A 19,478-nucleotide genomic window follows, 5' to 3' on the forward strand; every position below is an offset into this window, starting at 1 on the left:
ATGCTTGGCAGTCCGGGGAAAACTGGCTTTTTTCGGGGGAAAGGAAGAGGGGCAAAAGAAGGTATAATTTGATCGTCCGCGAATTAATATTAATTAACTAAAAGGAGGGGTATATTAATGAAAGAAACAGATTTGCGCGGCCTTTTAGGGACGATTCTCTTCAGTGCTTTTACGGTCATCGCGCTTTTCTTCCTGTTGCAGCCGTTGGTCGCCGAGAGCACCGAAACATTGGTGGTCAATACACACAAAATTTACATTAACTTTGGTTGGATTAAAGTCTATGGCGGTGTCTTACTTATTGCCTTCGTTCTGATGGTCATCTTCATGAACAAACGGCAGGTGTGGCCTTTAATTATCGGTCTGGTTCTGGGCTCGATTCCCTTGCTTGAGCAGTACCGCGTTCCCGGCGTGGCCCGGGTGTTGAACGTGTTCAGTCAGTCTGCCACCGCCAATATCCAAACCTTCATTCCTCATCTGACGGTATTTCTTGGTGCGCTTGTGGTTTTGGCGCTATTAAGGATCACGAACCGGATTTTTAAATAATTCCAATTTGCCTAAGGATAGGGTTGACCCAACAAAAAAAGAGGAGCGCTTTCCCTTCCGTCACGAGGGTATGCTCTCCTCTTTCTGTTATAAAATACTCCAGATTCCCGGGTCTTCGTAACCTAAACGCCAGATGGCGACCCCGCGGAGGTTGTATTTCTTAACCAGTTCCAGTTTGGCGGCGGTACTCCGGCGGTTTTCGTACCAGACTTCATGACGGACTCCACCTTCAGTGTAGGTGAAATAGGGTGTTTTATATTCTTCGTGCCAATCGGGGACGATCTTGTGTTTCTTGATTAAGGACTGAATTGCCGTGTAGTTTAAAGCCCGTCCGGAACGGTCATTCCAGTCGTACCCATAGGCGGCGATACCCATGACCAATTTTTGCGGGGCGAAATAACGGAGCGCATAAGTCAAGACGCTGTCGACCCAAGGTTGGGATGCCACCGGACCGGCCGGTCCACCCGCATAATGCTGGTCATAAGTCATCAGGACCGCTAAGTCCAAGTAAGGGGCGATTGCTTGGTAATCGTAGGCCCCCGACCAGGCGGACCATTCCTCGGTGGCAGTTTTCGCGGGTAACGCGGCGGTGACCAGTAAATTATTGGCCCGTAAAGTGGCGGCCAGTTCCCGGAAGAAGGCGGTTAAATAAGGCCGGTCAGCCGGGGGAACCCCTTCAAAGTCAATATTAACACCGGAATACCCGTTATCCTTTAGCAGATTAAGGATCTCTCTGATTGCCGTACTCCGGGCGGATTTATTTCTTAAAAGGGAGCTTACGGTCTTTTTGTTAAAGCTGGACGAGGAATCAATGTTGGTGACGACGGCCAGGATCTTGACACCTGTACTCTTCGCGGCCTGGATCAACTGGGGTTTGGTCTGACCACTGATTTTTCCGTTTTGCTCTACCCGGTAGAAAAAGGGCGCGATGGTCGTAATGGTGCTGGTATTTTGTGTAAACGAATTTAAGGCGCGAGTGTCACCATTATAGCTTTCGGCATAGTAGCCAAAGACTTCCCGTTGTTGCAGAGTCGCCGGGACCGTAACATAACCTGGTTTCACGGCCCATTTGACAACCCAGCCGGAATTGCCTTGTCCGTCGGACACTTGGTACCAGCCGTCCTTTTCATCCTGCACGGCAAGGACAGTTCCCTTCGGAAGCTGGCGAATCACATTAGCTTTCGTGACAGGTTCTGAGCGCATACTGACCGTTTCCGCCGAAACCGCAACGGTTGAAGGTAAAGCCGAGGTCATGGAGGGGGATTGCGCAGAGCCGGTGGTGGGCGGGAGGTGCGGATCGGTAGCGTCGCCGCCGCCACCAAACAGCGCAGAAGAAAGATAGACCAGCAGCGCCAGAACGGTGGTGAGAATGTTTTGCTCCATTTAATTACCCCTCATGTTAACATAAACTAAATCGCCTTAATTAGATTCGCGCTCCGCCGCGCAGAAACCTTTATGTAGATTAAACCAGTTCAGTATAGAACTTCAAATTCAAAGGGGGAAGCTGTCCTTTACAAAATTTTAATTATAAAGTAAAGGATTGATTGCAATTGTCTACAAATGAAAGGGTTTTTCCTTCGCATCGCGAATAGAATCGGGTCCCAAGATCTTTTTACAAAAAAAATAAACCACACATGCCGCGCGAACCGCGCCAATGAAGATTGATTACGCTGTCGATTTATGGAGAATATGATTATGAAGAATCGGAATGAGGAGATTTCGCGAATGTCAAACCGAACAAAACTCGAAAACGGCTTAACTTTAGTTTACGAACACATCCCAAGCGTTCGTTCCGTGGCGATTGGTTTTTGGGTCGCCTGCGGCTCGCGGAACGAATCCCCTGCGGAACAAGGCATCTCCCACCTGCTCGAGCACATGCTCTTCAAAGGAACCGAACAACGGTCGGCCCGGAAGATCGCCGAAACGATTGATGCGGTGGGGGGGCATTTAAACGCTTTTACCACAAAAGAATACACCTGTTATTACGTAAAAATTCTCGACCAGCATCTCCGCTTGGGCCTGGAATTGCTGGCCGATATGGTAATCAACCCCTTGTTTGCCCCGGAAGAACTGGAAAAAGAGAAAAATGTCATCCTCGAAGAGGTGCGGATGTACGAAGACAATCCCGATGAACTAATCTATGACCTGATGGTCCAAACCCTGCTGAAAGATCATCCGCTTGGCCATCCAATCCTCGGCACACCGGAAAGTATCTTACGGACCAGCCGCGAGGATTTAATCCGCTTTAAAGAACGATTTTACACGCCGGACAATTCCTGTCTGGCCATTGCGGGTAATTTCGAGGTAAGCCGGCTGGTGGAGGAATGCAATGCCTTTTGGCGAAATTTGCGGGGGAGTTTTACGCCGGGGGAAAGCAGCCCCGTTCAGACCGCAGGGACAACCTGTTTGCGGAAGAAAGACACCGAACAAGTGCACCTTTGTATCGGGGTCCCCGGTTTCCACCGGAAACACCAAGACCGTTATGGGTTATTGGTCCTCAACAATCTTTTGGGGGGGAGTTCTTCTTCCCGGTTGTTCCAGGAGTTAAGGGAGGAGCGCGGACTGGTCTACTCCACCGGTGCTTATTACTCGGCTTTTCGTGATACCGGCTTATTCTCCATTTACGCCGGGACCAGCCGGAAAAACTTTCCCCGGGTCCTTTCGCTCATCTGGAAAGAGCTCAAACGCCTAAGGGAAGAGCCGGTACCGACCGAAGAATTAAACCGGGCGAAGGAACAGATCAAAGGAAACCTCTGGCTTAGTCTGGAGAATACGACCAACCGGATGACCCGCCTGGCCAAGTCCGAATTATTTTATGGCCGTTTTATCCCGCCCGAAGAGGTTTTAGCCGCGGTGGAACGGGTGACCGCGGAAGATTTGATCCGGATCTCCAGTGATCTTTTCCAGGAAGAACAGGTCACCCTAGCCGCGCTGGGCCCCTTCCAAGAAGAAGACGAAGCGGTTGCCAAAGGATGGAAGAATGATGATGCCACCGATCCAGATTAAAGTCAAAAAGTTGCCCCATGCCGGTGATCTTCCTTTACCGAAGTATATGACCGCCGGCGCGGCGGGTATGGATCTCTTGGCGGCGGTGGAGGAGGATCTTCTGCTTCCCGCCGGGGAGTACGCTTTGGTTCCGACCGGGCTTGCCATCGCGCTGCCGGACGGTTACGAAGGACAAATCCGGCCCCGGAGCGGTTTGGCGGCCAAATTCGGGGTCACCGTTTTGAATGCCCCGGGAACGATTGATCAAGACTACCGGGGGGAGATTAAAGTGCTTTTAATCAACCACGGACGGAACGGATTTCTGATTAAACGGGGCGACCGCATTGCACAACTGGTGGTGGCTCCGGTGGTACGAAGCACATGGCTCCTCTGTGGTGAGTTGGAAGAGACCGGGCGCGGGGACGGTGGTTTTGGCCATACCGGCCGGCGATGAACTAAGCGGTGCTTCCGCTTTAATTGAGGGTGGAGGGAATAATAAGATCAACAAGTCCGATGATCAACGCGGCCGCGAGCAAACCCAACCAGGATAAATCGATCGCGGCGCCCATCTTCAAGAAGGCCAGCCCAAACAAGGAAAGGAAAAAGCTGATTAAGCCATAGGTGAAGGGTAGTACATCTTTCTTTAGGATGAGGGTTTCCACGCAAAAACTGAGTCCGGCAATGGTCAGTCCCGCGAACGCGGCGGTGGAAACCGGAAGCACCGAAAAGTTGGGCAGGAGATAACCAAGGCCGAAAACCACAAGAAAAGCGGCGGCAAACTTGAATCCAAAACGTCGCCAGGACATCACAATTCCCCTTTCGCCCTTATTCTCTCCTTTTTTCTGCCCTTCACACGCAATTAGGGAAAGAAAAACGGGGTAGATTAGGGAAGGAAGAAACTACTGCCGAGTTTTTAACGTCTATAAATTAAGGAAGGATCCAACTTGCGTAGAGAAAAACCGGTTGCCGTGGTTGCAGCCGTCGCCCCCCACAGTTTGGCTTCCCGTCTCGGATTGCAGCCTGGTGACCGGATCGTGAAGATCAACGGAAAAAGAATACCGGACCTCATCACTTACCAGATGGAAGAAGCCCAGGAACACCTCGTTTTAGAGGTGGAGAAGGAAAACGGGGAGTATTGGGAGTATGAGGTGGAGAAAGCCGAGAGCGAAGGGTTGGGGTTGTCCTTTACGGCGGCTGTCTTTGACGGCATCAAGCCTTGCCGTAACCGTTGTTTGTTCTGTTTTGTCGACCAGATGCCACCGGGGCTAAGGCCGTCGTTGTACATAAAAGACGATGATTACCGCCTTTCTTTTCTCCAAGGAAGTTATATTACCTTAACCAATCTGAGTGACGCCGATTGGCAGCGAATCCAGGAGCTTCGTTTAAGCCCGCTCTACATTTCGGTGCACGCTACCGACCCGGAAATACGGGTCCGCTTGCTTGGCCACCGGCGGGCCGGGGAGATTCTGGCGCACCTCCGGCAACTGGCGGCCTGGGGGTGTCACTTTCACGCCCAAGCGGTCCTTTGTCCCGGCATTAACGACGGTCCGATTTTGGAAAAAACCATCGCTGATTTGGGGGCGTTCTGGCCACACTTGCAAACACTGGCCATTGTTCCGGTGGGATTGACCCGCCACCGGACGGGGCTCACCCCATTGCGCCTTTTTACACGGGAAGAAGCCCGGGCGGTGTTAAAGCTTGTCCATCGTGCGCAAGAGCGATTTCTGAGCGCCTACGGGAGCAGGCTGGTTTTTGCGGCCGATGAGTTTTACCTCCAGGCGGAACAGGAGTTTCCTCCCCTGGAGGCCTATGAAGACCTGCTCCAATTGGAGAATGGGGTTGGTTTGTGGCCTTTGTTCAAAACCGAGTTTCAACAAACCCTGACTAAGTTGGCCGGGGAAGGACAGCGGCGTGGGAAGGCGGGCCATTTTACGGTCATTACCGGAACCGGTGCGGTTGGCCTGTGGACCGAGCTTCGCCGCATGCTTACAGAGGTTTTTCCCCGGATTGAACTGGCGATCTTACCCGTAACGAACCATTTTTTCGGTCCGGAGGTCACGGTGACCGGACTGGTCACCGGAGGCGATATCCGGCGCGCCTTGGCGGAGACCCCGCTAAAACCTGGGACCTCCCTGTTGCTTCCCCAGGTTATGCTCCGCCGGCCGGAGAATGATTTTTTAGATGGGATGACGGTGGATGAGTTGCGGGCGCGCGTTCCACATCCGGTAAAAGTCCTTCCCGTTAGCGGAGAGGTCGTGGTCAAAACTTTGCTTGGATTGGAGGATGATTGATGCCCAAACCGATTGTGGCCATTGTTGGCCGCCCGAACGTCGGAAAATCCACTTTGTTCAACCGGGTGATCGGGGAAAGGCTCGCCATTGTGGAAGATATCCCCGGGATCACCCGGGACCGGCTTTACCGGGAGACCGCGTGGATGGAAAAAACATTCTTGCTGGTGGATACCGGCGGAATTACCGGTAACAAAAATGACCCTTTAGACGTCAAAGTTTATAACCAGGTCAAATTGGCGATTGAAGAAGCCGATGTGATCTGGTTTGTAGTTGATGCCCGGGAAGGGTTGCATCCCTTGGATCAGGAGATCGCCGACCTCTTGCGGAAAACAAAAAAACCACTGATTTTGGTGGGTAATAAAGTCGATACCTATGACCCGTCGTTAGCCAGTGAATTTTACGCGCTGGGGCTCGGACCGCCGATCCTGGTCTCGGCCGAACATGCCTTAAACCTTGGCGACCTTTTAGACCAAACGGTGGCTGAATTTCCCGTCCAGCAAAAAGAGGAGGAGGACGCGATCCGTGTTGCCCTGATTGGGCGGCCGAATACGGGCAAGTCTTCTCTCCTCAACGCGCTCTTGGGGGAAGAAAGGGTGATCGTCAGTCCCATTCCGGGAACGACGCGTGATGCGATTGATACCCCATTTCAGTACCAAGGGACCAACTATATCCTGGTGGACACCGCCGGCATCAGGCGTAAAGCCAAGGTAGAGGAGGCCGTCGAGTATTATAGCGTGCTCAGGGCCATCCGGGCGGTGGAAAGGGCGGATGTGGTCCTGGTGGTGCTGGATGCAACCGATTTTTTGGCTGAACAGGATAAGAAAGTCGCCGGAATCGCCTATGAAGCCGGGAAAGCAGTGATCTTGGTCGTTAATAAGTGGGATCTGGTGGAAAAAGACGACCGGACCGCTAAAACGTATGTCGAGAAACTCCGGACCGAACTTTCCTTTTTGGATTATGCACCGGTTCTTTTTATCTCGGCCAAAACGGGACAACGGGTGCAAAAAGTCTTGCCGGAAGTTTTTAACGTGGCGAATGAGTTTAGCAAGCGGATTCCAACCCGTGCTTTGAACGCACTGCTCCGTGAAGCTTTATTTCGCCACCAACCTCCATCCCATAAGGGACAGCAACTTAGGGTTTATTATGCAACGCAAGTCAAGGTCAAACCCCCCACTTTTCAGTTGTGGGTAAACGACCCTTCCCTGATGCACTTTTCTTTTCGCCGCTTTTTAGAGAACCAAATAAGAGAAAACTTTGGTTTTATCGGTTCGCCGATCCATTTTTTGGTGCGGGCAAGGGCGAAAGAATAACCAAAAATAAGCGGGAGTGTACATGATGCGGATAGTTTTAGCAGTCGTCCTCAGTTATCTTCTTGGCGGTATTTTGTTCGGAGAATTGATTGCCCTTATTTTCCGTGTGGATGTGCGCAAGAAAGGGAGCGGAAATCCGGGAGCGACCAATGTTTACCGAATTTTAGGACCGCTCTTCGGTTTGATCGTCCTAGTTGGCGATACGTTAAAGGGGGTCATCGGTTGTTTGCTTGGCGGTTGGTTGGGCGTACCCGAGATTGCCCCCTGGTGCGCCCTGGCGGTAATTGCCGGTCATAACTGGCCGCTTCAATTCAAATTTAAAGGGGGAAAAGGGATTGCCACCTCTTTCGGGACCATTATTGTCTTGGCCCCGGCTACACTCTTGGTCATCACCCCCCTCTGGATCATCACTTTGCTGCTGAGCGGCTATGTCTCCCTCTCCTCAATCGTTGCGGCTTTGGGCTTGCCCTTGAGTTGTCTGGTCTTATATCCGGGGAATACGGATCTGTTTTTCTATGCCGTACTGGCCTGTCTCTTGGCAATTTCTCGACATCGCGCCAACATTCAGCGGATTATGAACGGCACCGAAAACAAAATCTTACGGAAAAAGGCTAAGGAGGATTCATAAATGAAGGTTGGAGTAGTTGGAGCAGGGGGTTGGGGTACCGCGCTTGCCAAATTGCTGACGGAGAACGGACACCAGGTTATGCTGTGGGCTTATGAACAAGAGACGATGGCGGAGATCAACCAAAAACATACCAATGAACGCTTTCTTCCCGGGGTTGTGCTGCCCGCGGAACTGAGAGCCAGCACCGATCCGGCCGAAGTGGTGGACGGGGCGGAGCTCGTGACTTTTGTTGTGCCTTCGCAGTGGGTACGCACCACGGCGAAGCAATTTGCGTCCCATCTTGCCCCGGAAACGGTTGTCGTTAACGCCGGAAAAGGTTTGGAGATCCAAACGCTGAAAACCCTGTCCCAGGTTTTAAAGGAGGAACTATCTGCTCTCCACCATGAAATTGTGGTTCTTTCGGGTCCGAATCATTCCGAAGAAGTGAGCCGCCGCCTGCCGTCGGCCACCGTCGTCGCGTCGCCCGATTTAAAAGTAGCCGAAGAGGTGCAGGAAATCTTTATGTCACCGTATTTCCGGGTCTATACAAACCGGGACCGGCTTGGCGTGGAGCTTGGTGGCGCTTTAAAGAATGTTTTTTCGATGGCCGCCGGGATCTGTGATGGCTTAAACTTTGGGGACAACACCAAGGCCGCTTTGGTGACCAGGGCCCTGGCGGAGATGCGCCGCCTGGGTGTAATGATGGGGGCGGAACCCGAAACTTTCTCCGGCTTGTCTGGGCTGGGAGATCTTTTTGTGACGGCCGCCAGTCGGCATAGTAGAAACGCTTGGGCGGGCCGGGAGATCGGGAAAGGCCGCCGCCTGGAGGAGATTTTGGCCTCCACACCAATGGTGGTGGAAGGTGTCCCCACTACGAAAGCAGCTTATGCGCTCAGTAAAAAGTTCCAGGTTGAATTGCCGATCGTGGAGAAGATGTACCAAGTGTTGTTTGAGGATTATCCACCCCGCCAGGCGGTGGAAGATCTGATGATTCGCGAGCGCCGTTCCGAAACGGAAGATATTTTCTAACCGAATTTGGGGGTTTCCAGCATTTCCGCAAAAGGATCAGGCCGAGCGGTGCCGAAGATGGCACCTACGGCTGCGGAAGGGAGCGATCAAAATGACCAAGAAATTGGTTAGAGAGGGCTTTCTGCTGGTTTTGTTGTTTTTGGTGTTGGGAACCCCTTCAAGAGCGGCGGACGTTCCTTTAAAAGCGGTCCGGGTTAATGAAAGTTTTGCCGGAACGCTCCCGGAGAAAGCCTGGCGGGAAAGCACGGCCGCTTATGACTTTTCTTTGCCTGGAGGTATGAATTTACGCCTCTGGGCCGGTTTCGATCAGGAGCAATTATATCTGGGCTTTTACGTCAAGGATCTTTTTTTAACCTTTCAAGACGATTATTCCTTGGATTTTCGAGGCAGTGATCATCTGCGGCTTTCTTTTTGGCCGCAGGGTTCAACGCCGGTAACTTTATATCTCTTGCCCAGCAGTAAGATTAAAGAACCGCTCCTGAACATCTCCGGTGCCTCCTGGCGCCGGACAAGTGTAATGGTACGGTCGTTCCCCGTTCCGGAGGGCTATTTCTTAACTGTTGACATTGCCCTGTCCAACTTGGGTCTTGCTCCGAACCACCGGGAGATACCGGTTCAGATCGGGGTGAACGAGGTCAGCAGTACAGGAGAGGCCAAAACTTATTGGCTTTTCGGTACTGGACCACTGGACTATACCACCTTGGTTCTTTCCCGCTAGATATGACAAGAAGCTATTTATCGGTAACTCATGAGAGCGCAACCCGGATGGGTTGTTTTTTTTTGTCCTATTTTAGGTCTGACCTTCATATAGATAAACAGACCCCGGATCCGGGCGACAACGATCTGGCCGGGGAATTTGGACCGGAAAAGCATAACGGTTATTCTTCTGTTGTATATATATTGAGATCAATCTGATGGAACGGAGTCCAAAGAATTTAAGGCCTTTGGGAGGTGTGTGCGAAGAAAGACACTTGCCGTTTCGGTTGAACTTGAAGGAGAAAAGGGGGGAGAAGGATTGGAACGGTTTGATATTTTTAAAGATATCGCCGAACGTACGAATGGAAACATCTATATTGGTGTTGTCGGGCCGGTGCGAACCGGGAAGTCCACTTTTATCAAGCGTTTTATGGAATTAATGGTCTTACCGAACATCAGCGATCAGCACTATCGCGAGCGCACCATGGATGAAATGCCCCAAAGTGGTGCCGGCAAAACGATTATGACGACGGAACCCAAGTTTATTCCGGATGAGGCGGTTCCCCTCAAATTTGACCAGGTTGAACTAAAGGTGCGGATGGTGGACTGTGTCGGGTATACCGTTGAGGGCGCCAGGGGTTATCAAGATGAGACTGGGCCGCGTATGGTGCTCACACCCTGGAGCACAACGCCGGTCACTTTCCAGGTGGCGGCCGAGATGGGGACACGAAAAGTGATCCAGGACCATTCCACCATTGGTTTGGTGGTCACCACCGACGGGAGTATTACCGAAATCCCACGGGAGAATTATCTGCCCGCGGAAGAGAAGGTCGTGGCGGAACTGGCCACCTTGGGTAAACCCTTTGTTGTCCTTGTCAACTCGATTCATCCGGAAGCCACGGAGACTTTGGCCTTGGTCGAAACCTTAAAGGAGAAATACAAAGTTCCGGTGCTGTCGGTGAATTGTTTGCGGATGGAAGTCGATGAAGTGAACCGTATAATGCAGAGTGTCTTAAAGATGTTCCCTGTCCAGGAGATTCAGGTCAATTTTGTGGATTGGATCGAAGAGTTGCCCGCCGACCATTGGCTCCGGTGCGCTTACGAAGAAGCGGTGATGTCCGCGGTTGCCCCGGTGGAAAAAGTGCAGGATATCGAAGAGGTCTTGGCTACTCTGCGCAGCACCGAACACATGGAAGAGGTTATTCTCGACAAGGTCGATTTGGGGAAGGGCACCGTTGTGATCCGGATCCAGACGGCCGGAGCCCTCTTCTATCAAGTGTTACAGGAAATGACCGGTCTATCCCTGCAGAACAATGGGGACCTTTTACGGAATATCCAAGAACTGGTTGCGGTGAAAAAGGAATACCAAAAGGTAGCCGGGGCCCTAGCTCAAGTGCGCGAGTTCGGTTACGGTCTGGTTATGCCGCAAATGGATGAGATCGAATTTGCCGAACCCCAGCTTATTCAACAAGGGAGCCGGTGCGGGGTGCGTATCCGGGCATCAGCGCCATCCTATCACTTTATCAAAGCCAATATCCAGACGGAAGTTATTCCGGTAGTTGGTACGGAGAAACAAGGGGAAGAATTTGTCCGCTTTTTAACGGAGGAATTTGAGAAAGATCCGGAGGGGATCTGGAAAACCGAGTTCTTTGGCAAGACCCTTCATGACTTGGTCAAGGAAGGGATCCAAGCTAAATTAAGCCGGATGCCACCTCATGCCCAAGAAAAACTGCAAGAAACATTGACCAAAATTTTGAATGAAGGCAGCGGTGGGCTGATCTGTATTATAATTTAATTAGAAACCCATCTCTAGCTGGGAAAGCCGTGTAAAACACGGCTTTAATTTTTTAAAAAAAGCCGGCCAAAGAACCAGATGACTGGGGCGGGGAAAATATTTTTCGGTTAGACGGAAGGAGAACGGGGAATTATCTAGAATAGATAAATGCAATTTCCAAGGGAACTATTGATTACTACTTTCCATAATGCACTTATTGGGTGCATCAGAAGGAGGTGAAGGTTGATGACGAAAACTGAGTTGATCGATCAAGTCGCCGAAAAGTGCGGTTTAACGAAGAAAGACACGGGGAAAGCTATTGACGCGCTTTTTTCAGTGATGACCGAAACTTTATCCAAGGGAGACAAGATTCAACTGGTCGGGTTCGGCAGTTTTGAGGTGAAAGAGAGAAGTGCCCGGACGGGCCGGAATCCGCAAACCGGAGCTGCCATCCAAATTAAAGCCAGGAAGGTACCGGTTTTCAAACCGGGGAAAGCACTGAAAGAAGCGGTGGATCGTTAATTCCACAAAACATTTTCTTATCCTTCGGAAAGGCTCCGTTTATTTGTTTTTACAAGGCCCTCCCGTAATTTGGGGGCCTTTTATAATATGATTTTTGCTATCCGCCGGAACTGTCTTTTGTTTTTTACGTTCAAGATTAAATGTGGACATATCCCCATTGCGTTTGGGAGGAGATTGGCTTTGAAATTTAAAACTATCTTCCGGGAGATCCTGGAGGTCGTTCTGCCGGCGCTGGTTCTGTTTTTGCTTTTACGTACCTTTGTCGTGGAAGCGCGGTATGTACCCAGCCCGTCGATGCGGCCGACGATCATCGAATGGGACCGCTTTTTGGTAGAGAAGGTCTCCTACCGCTTTCGTGAACCCCGCCGGGGTGACATTATTGTTTTTCATCCAACGGAGAAAGCAAATTACCTGGCCAATGAACAGCAGGGCCGCCAGGGGGAACCGGTAAGACTGGATGATTTTATCAAACGGATCGTGGCCTTGCCCGGCGAGACTGTGGAGATCGCCGAAGGCAAAGTCTGGATTAACGGTGTTCCCCTTACAGAGGAATATATTTCGCCGGAACGCCGTCCCATTTATGAATTCGGGCCGATCACGGTTGGTGAGGACGAGTATTTCGTTTTGGGGGACAACCGGAACCAAAGTTGGGATAGTCATTATTGGGGGACTCTCCCCCGGAAAAACATTGTCGGCCGGGCTTTTTGGCGCTTTTGGCCGCTAAAGCGGATCGGCCCGATCCGTTAAAAAAATAAGGTGGGATCAACATGAGACTACAACAGTTCGTCCTTGGCGAACTGGAAGTCAACAGCTATCTGTTGTGGGATGAAGAAAGTTTGGAAGCCGCCTGCTTTGACCCGGGCGGTCCACCGCAGGAGATTTGGGCGGAGCTTACGCAGAAAAAGTTGAAATTAAAGTATATTCTGCTTACCCATGGTCATTACGACCATATTGGCGGGGTTAATGAGTTAAAGGCCAACACTGGTGCCATTGTCGCCATCCATGCCGCCGATGCCGAGATGGCAACCAATCCCAACCTTAACCTTTCCGTTGTTTTTAGCCGGCCAATAGTAGTCACGCCGGACCAGTTGCTGGCTGATGGCGATGTCCTGTGTTTAGGGGCGCAAATGCTGAAGATTAACCATACGCCGGGGCATACTCCTGGCGGCATCTGTATCGCCACGTCCGGACTACTGTTTAGTGGGGATACCCTTTTTGCCGGCAGTGTCGGCCGGACCGATCTCCCCGGTGGTGACCAGGCAACTTTGGACCAAAGTCTGCAGCGATTGGTTCAACTGCCCGCCGAAACCCGGGTTTTCCCCGGTCATGGACCGGAGACCACCATCGGGCGGGAAAAACAGTTCAATCCATTTTTGAAGCAATTTGGTGGGGAATAAATGACCTCTTACGCACTGGAGTGTAATTTACCGGGGAACATCCCCAACATGGAAAACATGGTGCTTGCGGTCGATCCGGAGGCGGTTTTTACAAGTGGTTCCGCCGACTACCGGATCGCCATCACGATCAGCGGGACAAAGCAGGAGCTGACCTGTCAGGGGCGGATCAGTGGGCGGCAGAGTGCCCAGGTGACTTTTACGGACCGGGAGATCGGTGATTCCCGCTACGATATGAATGCTTTTACCCAGCGCCAAAAGGAAATGGTGCGCAAAGGGGCCTTGGTTTTACTCCAGAAAATTGGCCGGCCGGCGCCACCCTGGGGAATTCTTACCGGCGTTCGCCCAAGCAAGCTCTACCATTACCTGCGGGACTTAGGGTTTAGCCCGGCGGAAGTAAAGGAACGTCTGCAGGCCCAGTTTATGCTCGCTCCGGAAAAAGCGGCACATTTAGCCGCCGTCGGGGAGGTCCAAAGGCCTTGGTTGCAAAAGGTGGCGGGCCGGATCAGTATTTATATCGGGATTCCCTTCTGCCCGACCAAATGTCATTATTGTTCCTTTGCTTCTTATCCCTTGGCCACCCATGCCCACTTGGTGGAGGGGTTTTTGGCGGCCCTTGCTTATGAAATTGCGGAGATTGGGAAAACCCTTGCCCGGATGGGCCATTCCCCGGCCACGCTTTACATTGGGGGCGGAACTCCTACCGTTTTGACGGCAGATCAGTTGCGCGAACTCCTTGAGCAGGTTAGTCGCAGCTTCCCCCTGGGGGAACTGTTGGAATACACCGTAGAAGCCGGGCGTCCTGACACCTTGGACCGGGAAAAATTGAAGTTGCTCCGGGATTACGGGGTCACCCGGGTCAGTGTCAATCCGCAAACCTTCAACCCCCGGACCCTGGTGCGGATCGGCCGGCAGCATACGGTGGAACAGGTGGAAGCAGCGGTGGCGCAGGTCCGGGCGTTGGACTTTCCATGTTTAAACATGGATATGATCCTTGGTTTACCCGGGGAACAAGAAGAAGACTGGGATTATACCCTTGAAAAGCTCCTTGCCTACCGGAGCGAAAATATTACTTTGCATACCCTGGCGCCCAAAAGAGCGGCTACGTGGGACTTTTCTCAAGTAAAAGGGGAGATTGCCGAAGAAAGGGTCGCCAACTGGCTGGAAGCAGGCAGGAGGCGGCTGGTAGCGGCCGGATATTATCCATATTATCTTTACCGGCAGCGCAGGATTGTGGCCGGACAGGAAAACAGCGGTTACACCCTTCCAGGCCGGGAGGGGATTTATAACATTATTATGATGGAAGAACGCGCTACCGTTTTAGGTTTAGGGGGAGGTGGGATGAGTAAATGGTTTGATCCGGTCAGTCTGGAGGTTTCCCGAACTCCCAACCCCAAATGTCCGGCGACCTACCGGGGGCGGATCAAGGAATTGGTGGCGGAAAAAGTCAATAAGCTCTTGGCGAGTGTGAATTGACAATGCCAGTGGCTTTAGGTACAATTAAGGTTAGTGCTTGCAATGGTCTTTGTCGATTCCCTTGTGATATGAAAGAGCAAATCATATTTTAAGGAGGAATTTTTTTGGCTGGAATGATGCGTCTTCGCCGGTTAACAACGACATTAATGAAACCGGTTGTTATTATTTTAGTCTTAGGTCTGGTTGTTGGTTTGTTCTATTATATTCCCCGCTTCGGAGATGTCAACACCCTCACTTTATATAAAGGCCCTTCCGCGCGGGTCAACAAGGTGACCCTCTCCGACCGGGACTTTAACGAGGCCTACCTGCGGTTTACGCAACAATACGGTACTTTCATCGGTGAGGATCAGATCAAATTGAGTACCATGGATTATCTAATCGCCAAGGAACTGGTCAACCAGGAGATCAAAAAACGGAAGATCAAAGTTTCCGACCAGGAAGTGGATGATCTACTCGCCGAGATTAAACTTTATAATCAGATTGACAGTGAAGAAGAGCTGGAGTACCTGATCTACCAAACCGGGGCCGGGAGCCTGAAAGGGTTGAAGGCGATGATCCGGGAGATCCTGGCCGAACAAAAATTGTATACTGTCCTGGCAAAGGAAGCACAAATGGAAGTGGATGAAGCGGAGATCATTGATCGTTACGAAGAGTTGGAACCGGCCCACATCCTCATTGCTACCAGCTCCGAGGTGAAGGCAGAACCCCTCTCGGATCAGGAAGCCCTCAAGAAGGCCCGGGAGATTTACCAAAAACTCCAGGAGGGGGCCGACTTTGCCGAGCTCGCCCGGGAGTATTCGGATGATGCGAGCAATAAGGAGCAGGGTGGTAAACTCGGACGTGTTCCGCTCAGTTACTTCAAGATGGCCTTTGCTTCCGAGTTCGTGGAAGCGGCGTTGAAGCTTGAGGTTGGCGAATACAGCGAACCGGTGAAAACCCAGTTTGGTTACCATTTAATTACTGTGCATGACAAAAAGCTAGCCCAGGGCGCAGCGTATGAACGGGAAAAAGAGAAAATCCGGGACGAGCTCCTTGCCGAAAAATTTTCGGCCGAGAAAAAGAGCGACTGGGTGAAAGAACAACGGACGAAGCATGCTAAGATTGAGATTTTAGACCCCTATCTGTTGGGATACAGTCTGGGCCAGGAAGGGAAATGGGCGGAAGCCGCCATGGCCTATGAGAAAGCGCTAAAGGATAAAAGATACAAAAACGAACTCAAGACTTATCTGGCGTTGGCAGGAGCCTACAAAGAAAGGGAAGAATACGACGCGGCCCTTGGTGTCTTTGCCCGTCTGCCCAAGGGACTGCAGGGTAACTTCCAAGTTGACTTAGAAAAGGCCGCTCTTTATCTTGCCAAAGGCGAGCAGGAAAAGGTCAAAGCAGTTTTGACGGCGGCGGAAGCCAAAGCCGGCGATAACCTTGGCAATCTATACCAGGTTCTCGAAAAGTACAAAGAGGCAGAATTAACCGCGGAAGCCGAAGCCTTAGAGGCCAAGATTGCGGAGTTGCGCGAAAAGATCCAAAAGGAACAGGAAGAGCTCAACCGGAGATTGGAAGAGGAACAGAAGAAACTAGAAGCCGAACGGAACCAAGAGGGGATCATCGAAACCCCGGCGGAATAACCGCGGTCAGTTAAGAAGCAGGTTTGGGTGGAGGGCTGGTCCCTTCACCCTTTCTTTCCTTATATGAGTAAGCACACTACGTTAAGGAACGAGGGATGAATTTGATCACTGCGCCACGCGGCACTTTTGATCTGATGCCGCCGCAAGCTATAGTCTGGGAATGGATGGAGTCGACCATCCGCAAGGTATTTCTTTCCTATGGCTACGGTGAGATCCGGACGCCCATTTTTGAACATACCGAACTCTTTCAACGGGGGATCGGCGAAACCACTGATATCGTGGAAAAGGAGATGTACACTCTGGTCGACAAAGGCGGGCGCAGTCTCACCTTACGGCCGGAGGGTACCGCTTCGGTTGTCCGCGCCTATATTGAACATAAACTTTATGGCCAGGCACCCGTGGCGAAACTTTTCTACATCGGCCCGATGTTTCGGCAAGAGCGGCCGCAGGCCGGCCGTTTCCGCCAGTTCCACCAGTTCGGCGTCGAAATGATCGGTGAGAAAAGTCCCGTCGCCGATGCCGAGGTGATCATTCTGGCCCACGACCTCTACCGGCAATTGGGCTTGACCGAGCTGGAAATTCACCTGAATACGGTGGGTTGCCCGGCGTGCCGTCAGGAATATAAAGCGGCGCTCACCTCCGCCTTGCAGGCGGTGGCCGACCAGCTCTGTCCCACCTGCCAACAGCGCTTAGTCCGTAATCCTTTACGCTTGTTGGACTGCAAAAGCCCGGTCTGTCAAGAAGTGATCAGTCGGGTGCCATCGATCCATCATTATCTTTGTGCCGACTGCCGTCACCATTTTGACCAGGTTACCACCCTTTTGGAAAAGGTCGGCGTGAAATATAAACGGTCCGACAAGTTGGTCCGGGGTTTGGACTATTACACCCGGACGGTGTTTGAGATCATCAATCATGACTTGGGAGCCCAGAATGCTCTCTGTGGCGGCGGCCGTTATGACGGGCTGGTCGCGGAATGTGGCGGGCCGGCGGTCCCCGGGGTTGGTTTTGCTTCCGGGATGGAAAGGCTCTATACAACCTTGGAACAAAAGGGGAAAATTCCGGAGCTTCCCTTTGGCCCCCAATTGTATGTCTTGCCTCTGGGCGAGGAGCTAAACGTAGTCGCCTTTGAAATCGCCACCGTCCTACGCCGGCAAGGCTTTAGTGTGGAGATGGGCAACGGAGCGAAAAGCTTAAAAGCGCAGCTGAAAACGGCTCATAAATCAGGAGCCGGTTATGCCGTGATCATCGGCGAGGAAGAATGGCGGGAGCGGCAAGTAACACTGAAAACTATGGCGGATGGAAGCCAAAAACGTCTCCCGGCTTCCGGTTTGATGGAGGAGATTGCCGAACTGGTCAGTCCCCGGCTGATAGTACCGCTAAGGGAGGAATAAGGATGTCGTCACTGATTCGTACCCACGAATGTGGTTTGCTCGGCTTAAACGAAGTAGGTCAGACTGTTACGTTGAATGGCTGGGTTAATCGTTACCGGAACCTGGGCGGGTTATTGTTTGTTGACCTTCGCGACCGGTCCGGTGTGGTCCAGGTGGTTTTTAATCCGGAGCAACAGCCGGAGCTTTTTAAAACCGCGGAGGCTCTGCGGAATGAATACGTAATTATGGTGAAGGGACAGGTCCAAAAGAGACCGGCGAACATGGTCAACCCCGAAATGACCACCGGTGCGGTGGAGGTGATCGCCAGCGAGCTGGTGATCTTAAATACGGCCAAGACGCCGCCAATCTACGTGAACGAACGGCCAACGGAAGAAGAGACGCTCCGTCTCCGTTACCGTTATCTGGATCTGCGCCGCCCGGAAATGCAGAGGAATTTGGCCCTGCGTCACCGGATTGTTAAGTTGATCCGTGATTTTTTAGATAAAAAAGGGTTTTGGGAGATCGAAACCCCCATGTTAACCCGGAGCACGCCGGAAGGGGCGCGGGATTTTCTGGTCCCCAGCCGCGTCAACCCCGGTCAATTTTACGCCTTGCCCCAATCCCCGCAACTGTTTAAACAATTATTGATGGTGAGCGGGGTGGAGAAGTATTTTCAGATTGCCCGTTGTTTCCGGGATGAAGACTTACGGGCGGACCGTCAACCCGAATTTACCCAGATCGACCTCGAGATGTCCTTTATCGAGCGGGAAAACATCCTTGCCTTGCTGGAAGAGATGATGGCGGTGCTCTTAAAGGAGCTGAAAGGGATTGACATCCCACGGCCTTTCCCCCGTCTGGATTATGAAGAAGCGATGAACCGTTTCGGCAGTGATAAACCGGACACCCGGTTTGGTTTGGAACTTAAGGATATCTCCGCCTTGGTGGCCGATGGGGAGTTTGCCGTGTTCCGTAAGATCTTGGCCCAAGGGGGGAAAGTGGTTGCCTTCAATGCTCCGGGGTGCGGGGCTTATACCCGCCGGGAGTTGGATGACTTGTCGGCGTTGGCCGCCAAACACGGCGCGCAAGGCGTGGCCTATTTTGCCTTGACGGAAGGGAAAGTAAAATCGCCGATCAGCAAGTTTTTCACTGAGGAACAGTTGGCAAAGGTCTTTGCGCGACTGGAAGCCAAAGACGGCGATTTAATCATCATCATTGCCGACCAGAACCCAACCCAGGCGCTCATGGCGCTCGGGGCTTTACGCCTTGAGTTTGGCCGCCGCTTAAATTTGATCCCAGAAAACCAGTATAATTTCTTATGGGTGCTGAACTTCCCCTTGTTTGAAAAGGATGCCGCCACGGGTCGTCTGGTTGCCATGCACCACCCCTTTACTTCACCGTTGCCGGAAGAGAAGGCGCTCTTGGAGGTCGAGCCGTTAAAGGTCCGGGCTAACGCCTACGATTTGGTGCTGAACGGAATGGAGCTGGGCAGCGGCAGCATCCGGATTCACGAGCGCAGCCTCCAAGAGAAGATCTTTGCCACCCTGGGGCTCTCCCCCGACGTGGTACAAGAAAAATTCGGCTTTTTGTTGGAGGCCTTTGAATACGGGACCCCGCCCCACGGCGGCATCGCGCTGGGGTTGGACCGGTTGGTGATGCTGCTGGCAGGGGCAAGCAGCATGCGTGAGGTGATCGCTTTTCCGAAGACGACCAGCGCTACGTGCTTGATGACCATGGCCCCCTCCGAAGTAACTCAGGAACAGTTGGATGAGGTGCATTTGGTTACCAAGTATAGGAAACCTCCGGCGGCAACCACAGACTTGCAAGGATAAGCCCACATATGGTAAGATCTAAATAGAAAC

General features: G+C 52.0%; 18 protein-coding genes. 16 read left to right on the plus strand and 2 right to left on the minus strand.

Annotated elements, in window-relative coordinates; genetic code table 11:
• The first annotated feature begins 117 nt into the window (after nt 1–117).
• Nucleotides 118–543, plus strand: a complete 426-nt coding sequence (locus G5B42_RS08515) for a hypothetical protein (protein ID WP_181340051.1) — start codon at nt 118–120, stop codon at nt 541–543.
• An 87-nt stretch (nt 544–630) separates the two neighbouring features.
• Here the strand turns inward: G5B42_RS08515 and G5B42_RS08520 are convergent, their stop codons facing one another.
• Nucleotides 631–1,926, minus strand: a complete 1,296-nt coding sequence (locus G5B42_RS08520) for a glycosyl hydrolase family 18 protein (protein WP_181340052.1) — start codon at nt 1,924–1,926, stop codon at nt 631–633.
• A 342-nt stretch (nt 1,927–2,268) separates the two neighbouring features.
• Here G5B42_RS08520 and G5B42_RS08525 point away from each other — a divergent pair, with 342 nt between their 5' ends.
• Nucleotides 2,269–3,549, plus strand: coding sequence for a M16 family metallopeptidase (locus G5B42_RS08525; protein WP_181340053.1), 1,281 nt, complete (start codon nt 2,269–2,271; stop codon nt 3,547–3,549).
• Entirely contained in the window at nt 3,530–3,982 is a 453-nt protein-coding gene (gene dut, locus G5B42_RS08530; RefSeq protein WP_181340112.1) for a dUTP diphosphatase, read from the plus strand. The genes G5B42_RS08525 and dut overlap by 20 nt, the downstream gene beginning before the upstream one ends.
• 19 nt (nt 3,983–4,001) lie before the next feature.
• Here the strand turns inward: dut and G5B42_RS08535 are convergent, their stop codons facing one another.
• Entirely contained in the window at nt 4,002–4,334 is a 333-nt protein-coding gene (locus tag G5B42_RS08535) for a hypothetical protein (protein ID WP_181340054.1), read from the minus strand.
• A gap of 120 nt (nt 4,335–4,454) precedes the next feature.
• Between G5B42_RS08535 and G5B42_RS08540 the strand changes: the two genes are divergently transcribed.
• From G5B42_RS08540 to aspS, 13 genes are all read left to right on the plus strand, one after another.
• Nucleotides 4,455–5,819, plus strand: a complete 1,365-nt coding sequence (locus tag G5B42_RS08540; protein WP_331274095.1) for a DUF512 domain-containing protein — start codon at nt 4,455–4,457, stop codon at nt 5,817–5,819.
• Nucleotides 5,819–7,129 carry a ribosome biogenesis GTPase Der gene (gene der, locus G5B42_RS08545; RefSeq protein WP_181340056.1) on the plus strand — a complete coding sequence of 437 codons (1,311 nt, stop codon included), beginning with the start codon at nt 5,819–5,821 and terminating at the stop codon, nt 7,127–7,129. The genes G5B42_RS08540 and der overlap by 1 nt, the downstream gene beginning before the upstream one ends.
• Before the next feature lie 25 nt (nt 7,130–7,154).
• Nucleotides 7,155–7,757 carry a glycerol-3-phosphate 1-O-acyltransferase PlsY gene (gene plsY / locus G5B42_RS08550; protein WP_181340057.1) on the plus strand — a complete coding sequence of 201 codons (603 nt, stop codon included), beginning with the start codon at nt 7,155–7,157 and terminating at the stop codon, nt 7,755–7,757.
• A complete protein-coding gene (locus G5B42_RS08555) occupies nt 7,758–8,765 on the plus strand; it encodes an NAD(P)H-dependent glycerol-3-phosphate dehydrogenase (RefSeq protein WP_181340058.1) in 1,008 nt (335 codons plus the stop codon). It abuts the gene before it with no gap.
• Nucleotides 8,766–8,856: 91 nt separating this feature from the next.
• Complete coding sequence (locus G5B42_RS08560; RefSeq protein WP_181340059.1) at nt 8,857–9,483, plus strand: DOMON domain-containing protein; 627 nt, start codon at nt 8,857–8,859, stop codon at nt 9,481–9,483.
• 297 nt (nt 9,484–9,780) lie between these two features.
• On the plus strand, nt 9,781–11,256 hold the full coding sequence (gene spoIVA / locus G5B42_RS08565) for a stage IV sporulation protein A (RefSeq protein WP_181340113.1): 1,476 nt from the start codon (nt 9,781–9,783) through the stop codon (nt 11,254–11,256).
• Between the two features lie 225 nt (nt 11,257–11,481).
• Nucleotides 11,482–11,757, plus strand: coding sequence for an HU family DNA-binding protein (locus G5B42_RS08570; RefSeq protein WP_181340060.1), 276 nt, complete (start codon nt 11,482–11,484; stop codon nt 11,755–11,757).
• 180 nt (nt 11,758–11,937) lie between these two features.
• Entirely contained in the window at nt 11,938–12,504 is a 567-nt protein-coding gene (gene lepB, locus G5B42_RS08575; protein ID WP_231133381.1) for a signal peptidase I, read from the plus strand.
• Between the two features lie 20 nt (nt 12,505–12,524).
• Nucleotides 12,525–13,154, plus strand: coding sequence for an MBL fold metallo-hydrolase (locus G5B42_RS08580; protein ID WP_181340062.1), 630 nt, complete (start codon nt 12,525–12,527; stop codon nt 13,152–13,154).
• Nucleotides 13,155–14,627: a coproporphyrinogen dehydrogenase HemZ gene (gene hemZ, locus G5B42_RS08585; protein ID WP_181340063.1), complete on the plus strand. Its 1,473-nt coding sequence runs from the start codon at nt 13,155–13,157 to the stop codon at nt 14,625–14,627. It abuts the gene before it with no gap.
• 113 nt (nt 14,628–14,740) lie between these two features.
• Nucleotides 14,741–16,249, plus strand: a complete 1,509-nt coding sequence (locus G5B42_RS08590) for a peptidylprolyl isomerase (protein ID WP_231133394.1) — start codon at nt 14,741–14,743, stop codon at nt 16,247–16,249.
• Nucleotides 16,250–16,344: 95 nt separating this feature from the next.
• Nucleotides 16,345–17,640, plus strand: a complete 1,296-nt coding sequence (gene hisS, locus G5B42_RS08595) for a histidine--tRNA ligase (RefSeq protein WP_181340065.1) — start codon at nt 16,345–16,347, stop codon at nt 17,638–17,640.
• A 2-nt stretch (nt 17,641–17,642) separates the two neighbouring features.
• A complete protein-coding gene (aspS, locus tag G5B42_RS08600; protein WP_181340066.1) occupies nt 17,643–19,448 on the plus strand; it encodes an aspartate--tRNA ligase in 1,806 nt (601 codons plus the stop codon).
• Nucleotides 19,449–19,478: the final 30 nt, after the last annotated feature.

Origin of the sequence: Capillibacterium thermochitinicola, from assembly GCF_013664685.1 — a bacterium.
Lineage (GTDB): Bacteria > Bacillota > UBA4882 > UBA10575 > UBA10575 > Capillibacterium > Capillibacterium thermochitinicola.

Excerpts from the sequence above, each read along its gene's own strand:
- G5B42_RS08515 (WP_181340051.1), top strand. The coding sequence starts at position 118 with ATGAAAGAAACAGATTTGCGCGGCCTTTTAGGGACGATTCTCTTCAGT.
- G5B42_RS08520 (WP_181340052.1), bottom strand. The coding sequence starts at position 1,926 with ATGGAGCAAAACATTCTCACCACCGTTCTGGCGCTGCTGGTCTATCTT.
- G5B42_RS08525 (WP_181340053.1), top strand. The coding sequence starts at position 2,269 with ATGTCAAACCGAACAAAACTCGAAAACGGCTTAACTTTAGTTTACGAA.
- dut (WP_181340112.1), top strand. The coding sequence starts at position 3,530 with ATGCCACCGATCCAGATTAAAGTCAAAAAGTTGCCCCATGCCGGTGAT.
- G5B42_RS08535 (WP_181340054.1), bottom strand. The coding sequence starts at position 4,334 with ATGTCCTGGCGACGTTTTGGATTCAAGTTTGCCGCCGCTTTTCTTGTG.
- der (WP_181340056.1), top strand. The coding sequence starts at position 5,819 with ATGCCCAAACCGATTGTGGCCATTGTTGGCCGCCCGAACGTCGGAAAA.
- plsY (WP_181340057.1), top strand. The coding sequence starts at position 7,155 with ATGCGGATAGTTTTAGCAGTCGTCCTCAGTTATCTTCTTGGCGGTATT.
- G5B42_RS08555 (WP_181340058.1), top strand. The coding sequence starts at position 7,758 with ATGAAGGTTGGAGTAGTTGGAGCAGGGGGTTGGGGTACCGCGCTTGCC.
- G5B42_RS08560 (WP_181340059.1), top strand. The coding sequence starts at position 8,857 with ATGACCAAGAAATTGGTTAGAGAGGGCTTTCTGCTGGTTTTGTTGTTT.
- G5B42_RS08570 (WP_181340060.1), top strand. The coding sequence starts at position 11,482 with ATGACGAAAACTGAGTTGATCGATCAAGTCGCCGAAAAGTGCGGTTTA.
- G5B42_RS08580 (WP_181340062.1), top strand. The coding sequence starts at position 12,525 with ATGAGACTACAACAGTTCGTCCTTGGCGAACTGGAAGTCAACAGCTAT.
- hemZ (WP_181340063.1), top strand. The coding sequence starts at position 13,155 with ATGACCTCTTACGCACTGGAGTGTAATTTACCGGGGAACATCCCCAAC.
- G5B42_RS08590 (WP_231133394.1), top strand. The coding sequence starts at position 14,741 with ATGATGCGTCTTCGCCGGTTAACAACGACATTAATGAAACCGGTTGTT.
- hisS (WP_181340065.1), top strand. The coding sequence starts at position 16,345 with ATGAATTTGATCACTGCGCCACGCGGCACTTTTGATCTGATGCCGCCG.
- aspS (WP_181340066.1), top strand. The coding sequence starts at position 17,643 with ATGTCGTCACTGATTCGTACCCACGAATGTGGTTTGCTCGGCTTAAAC.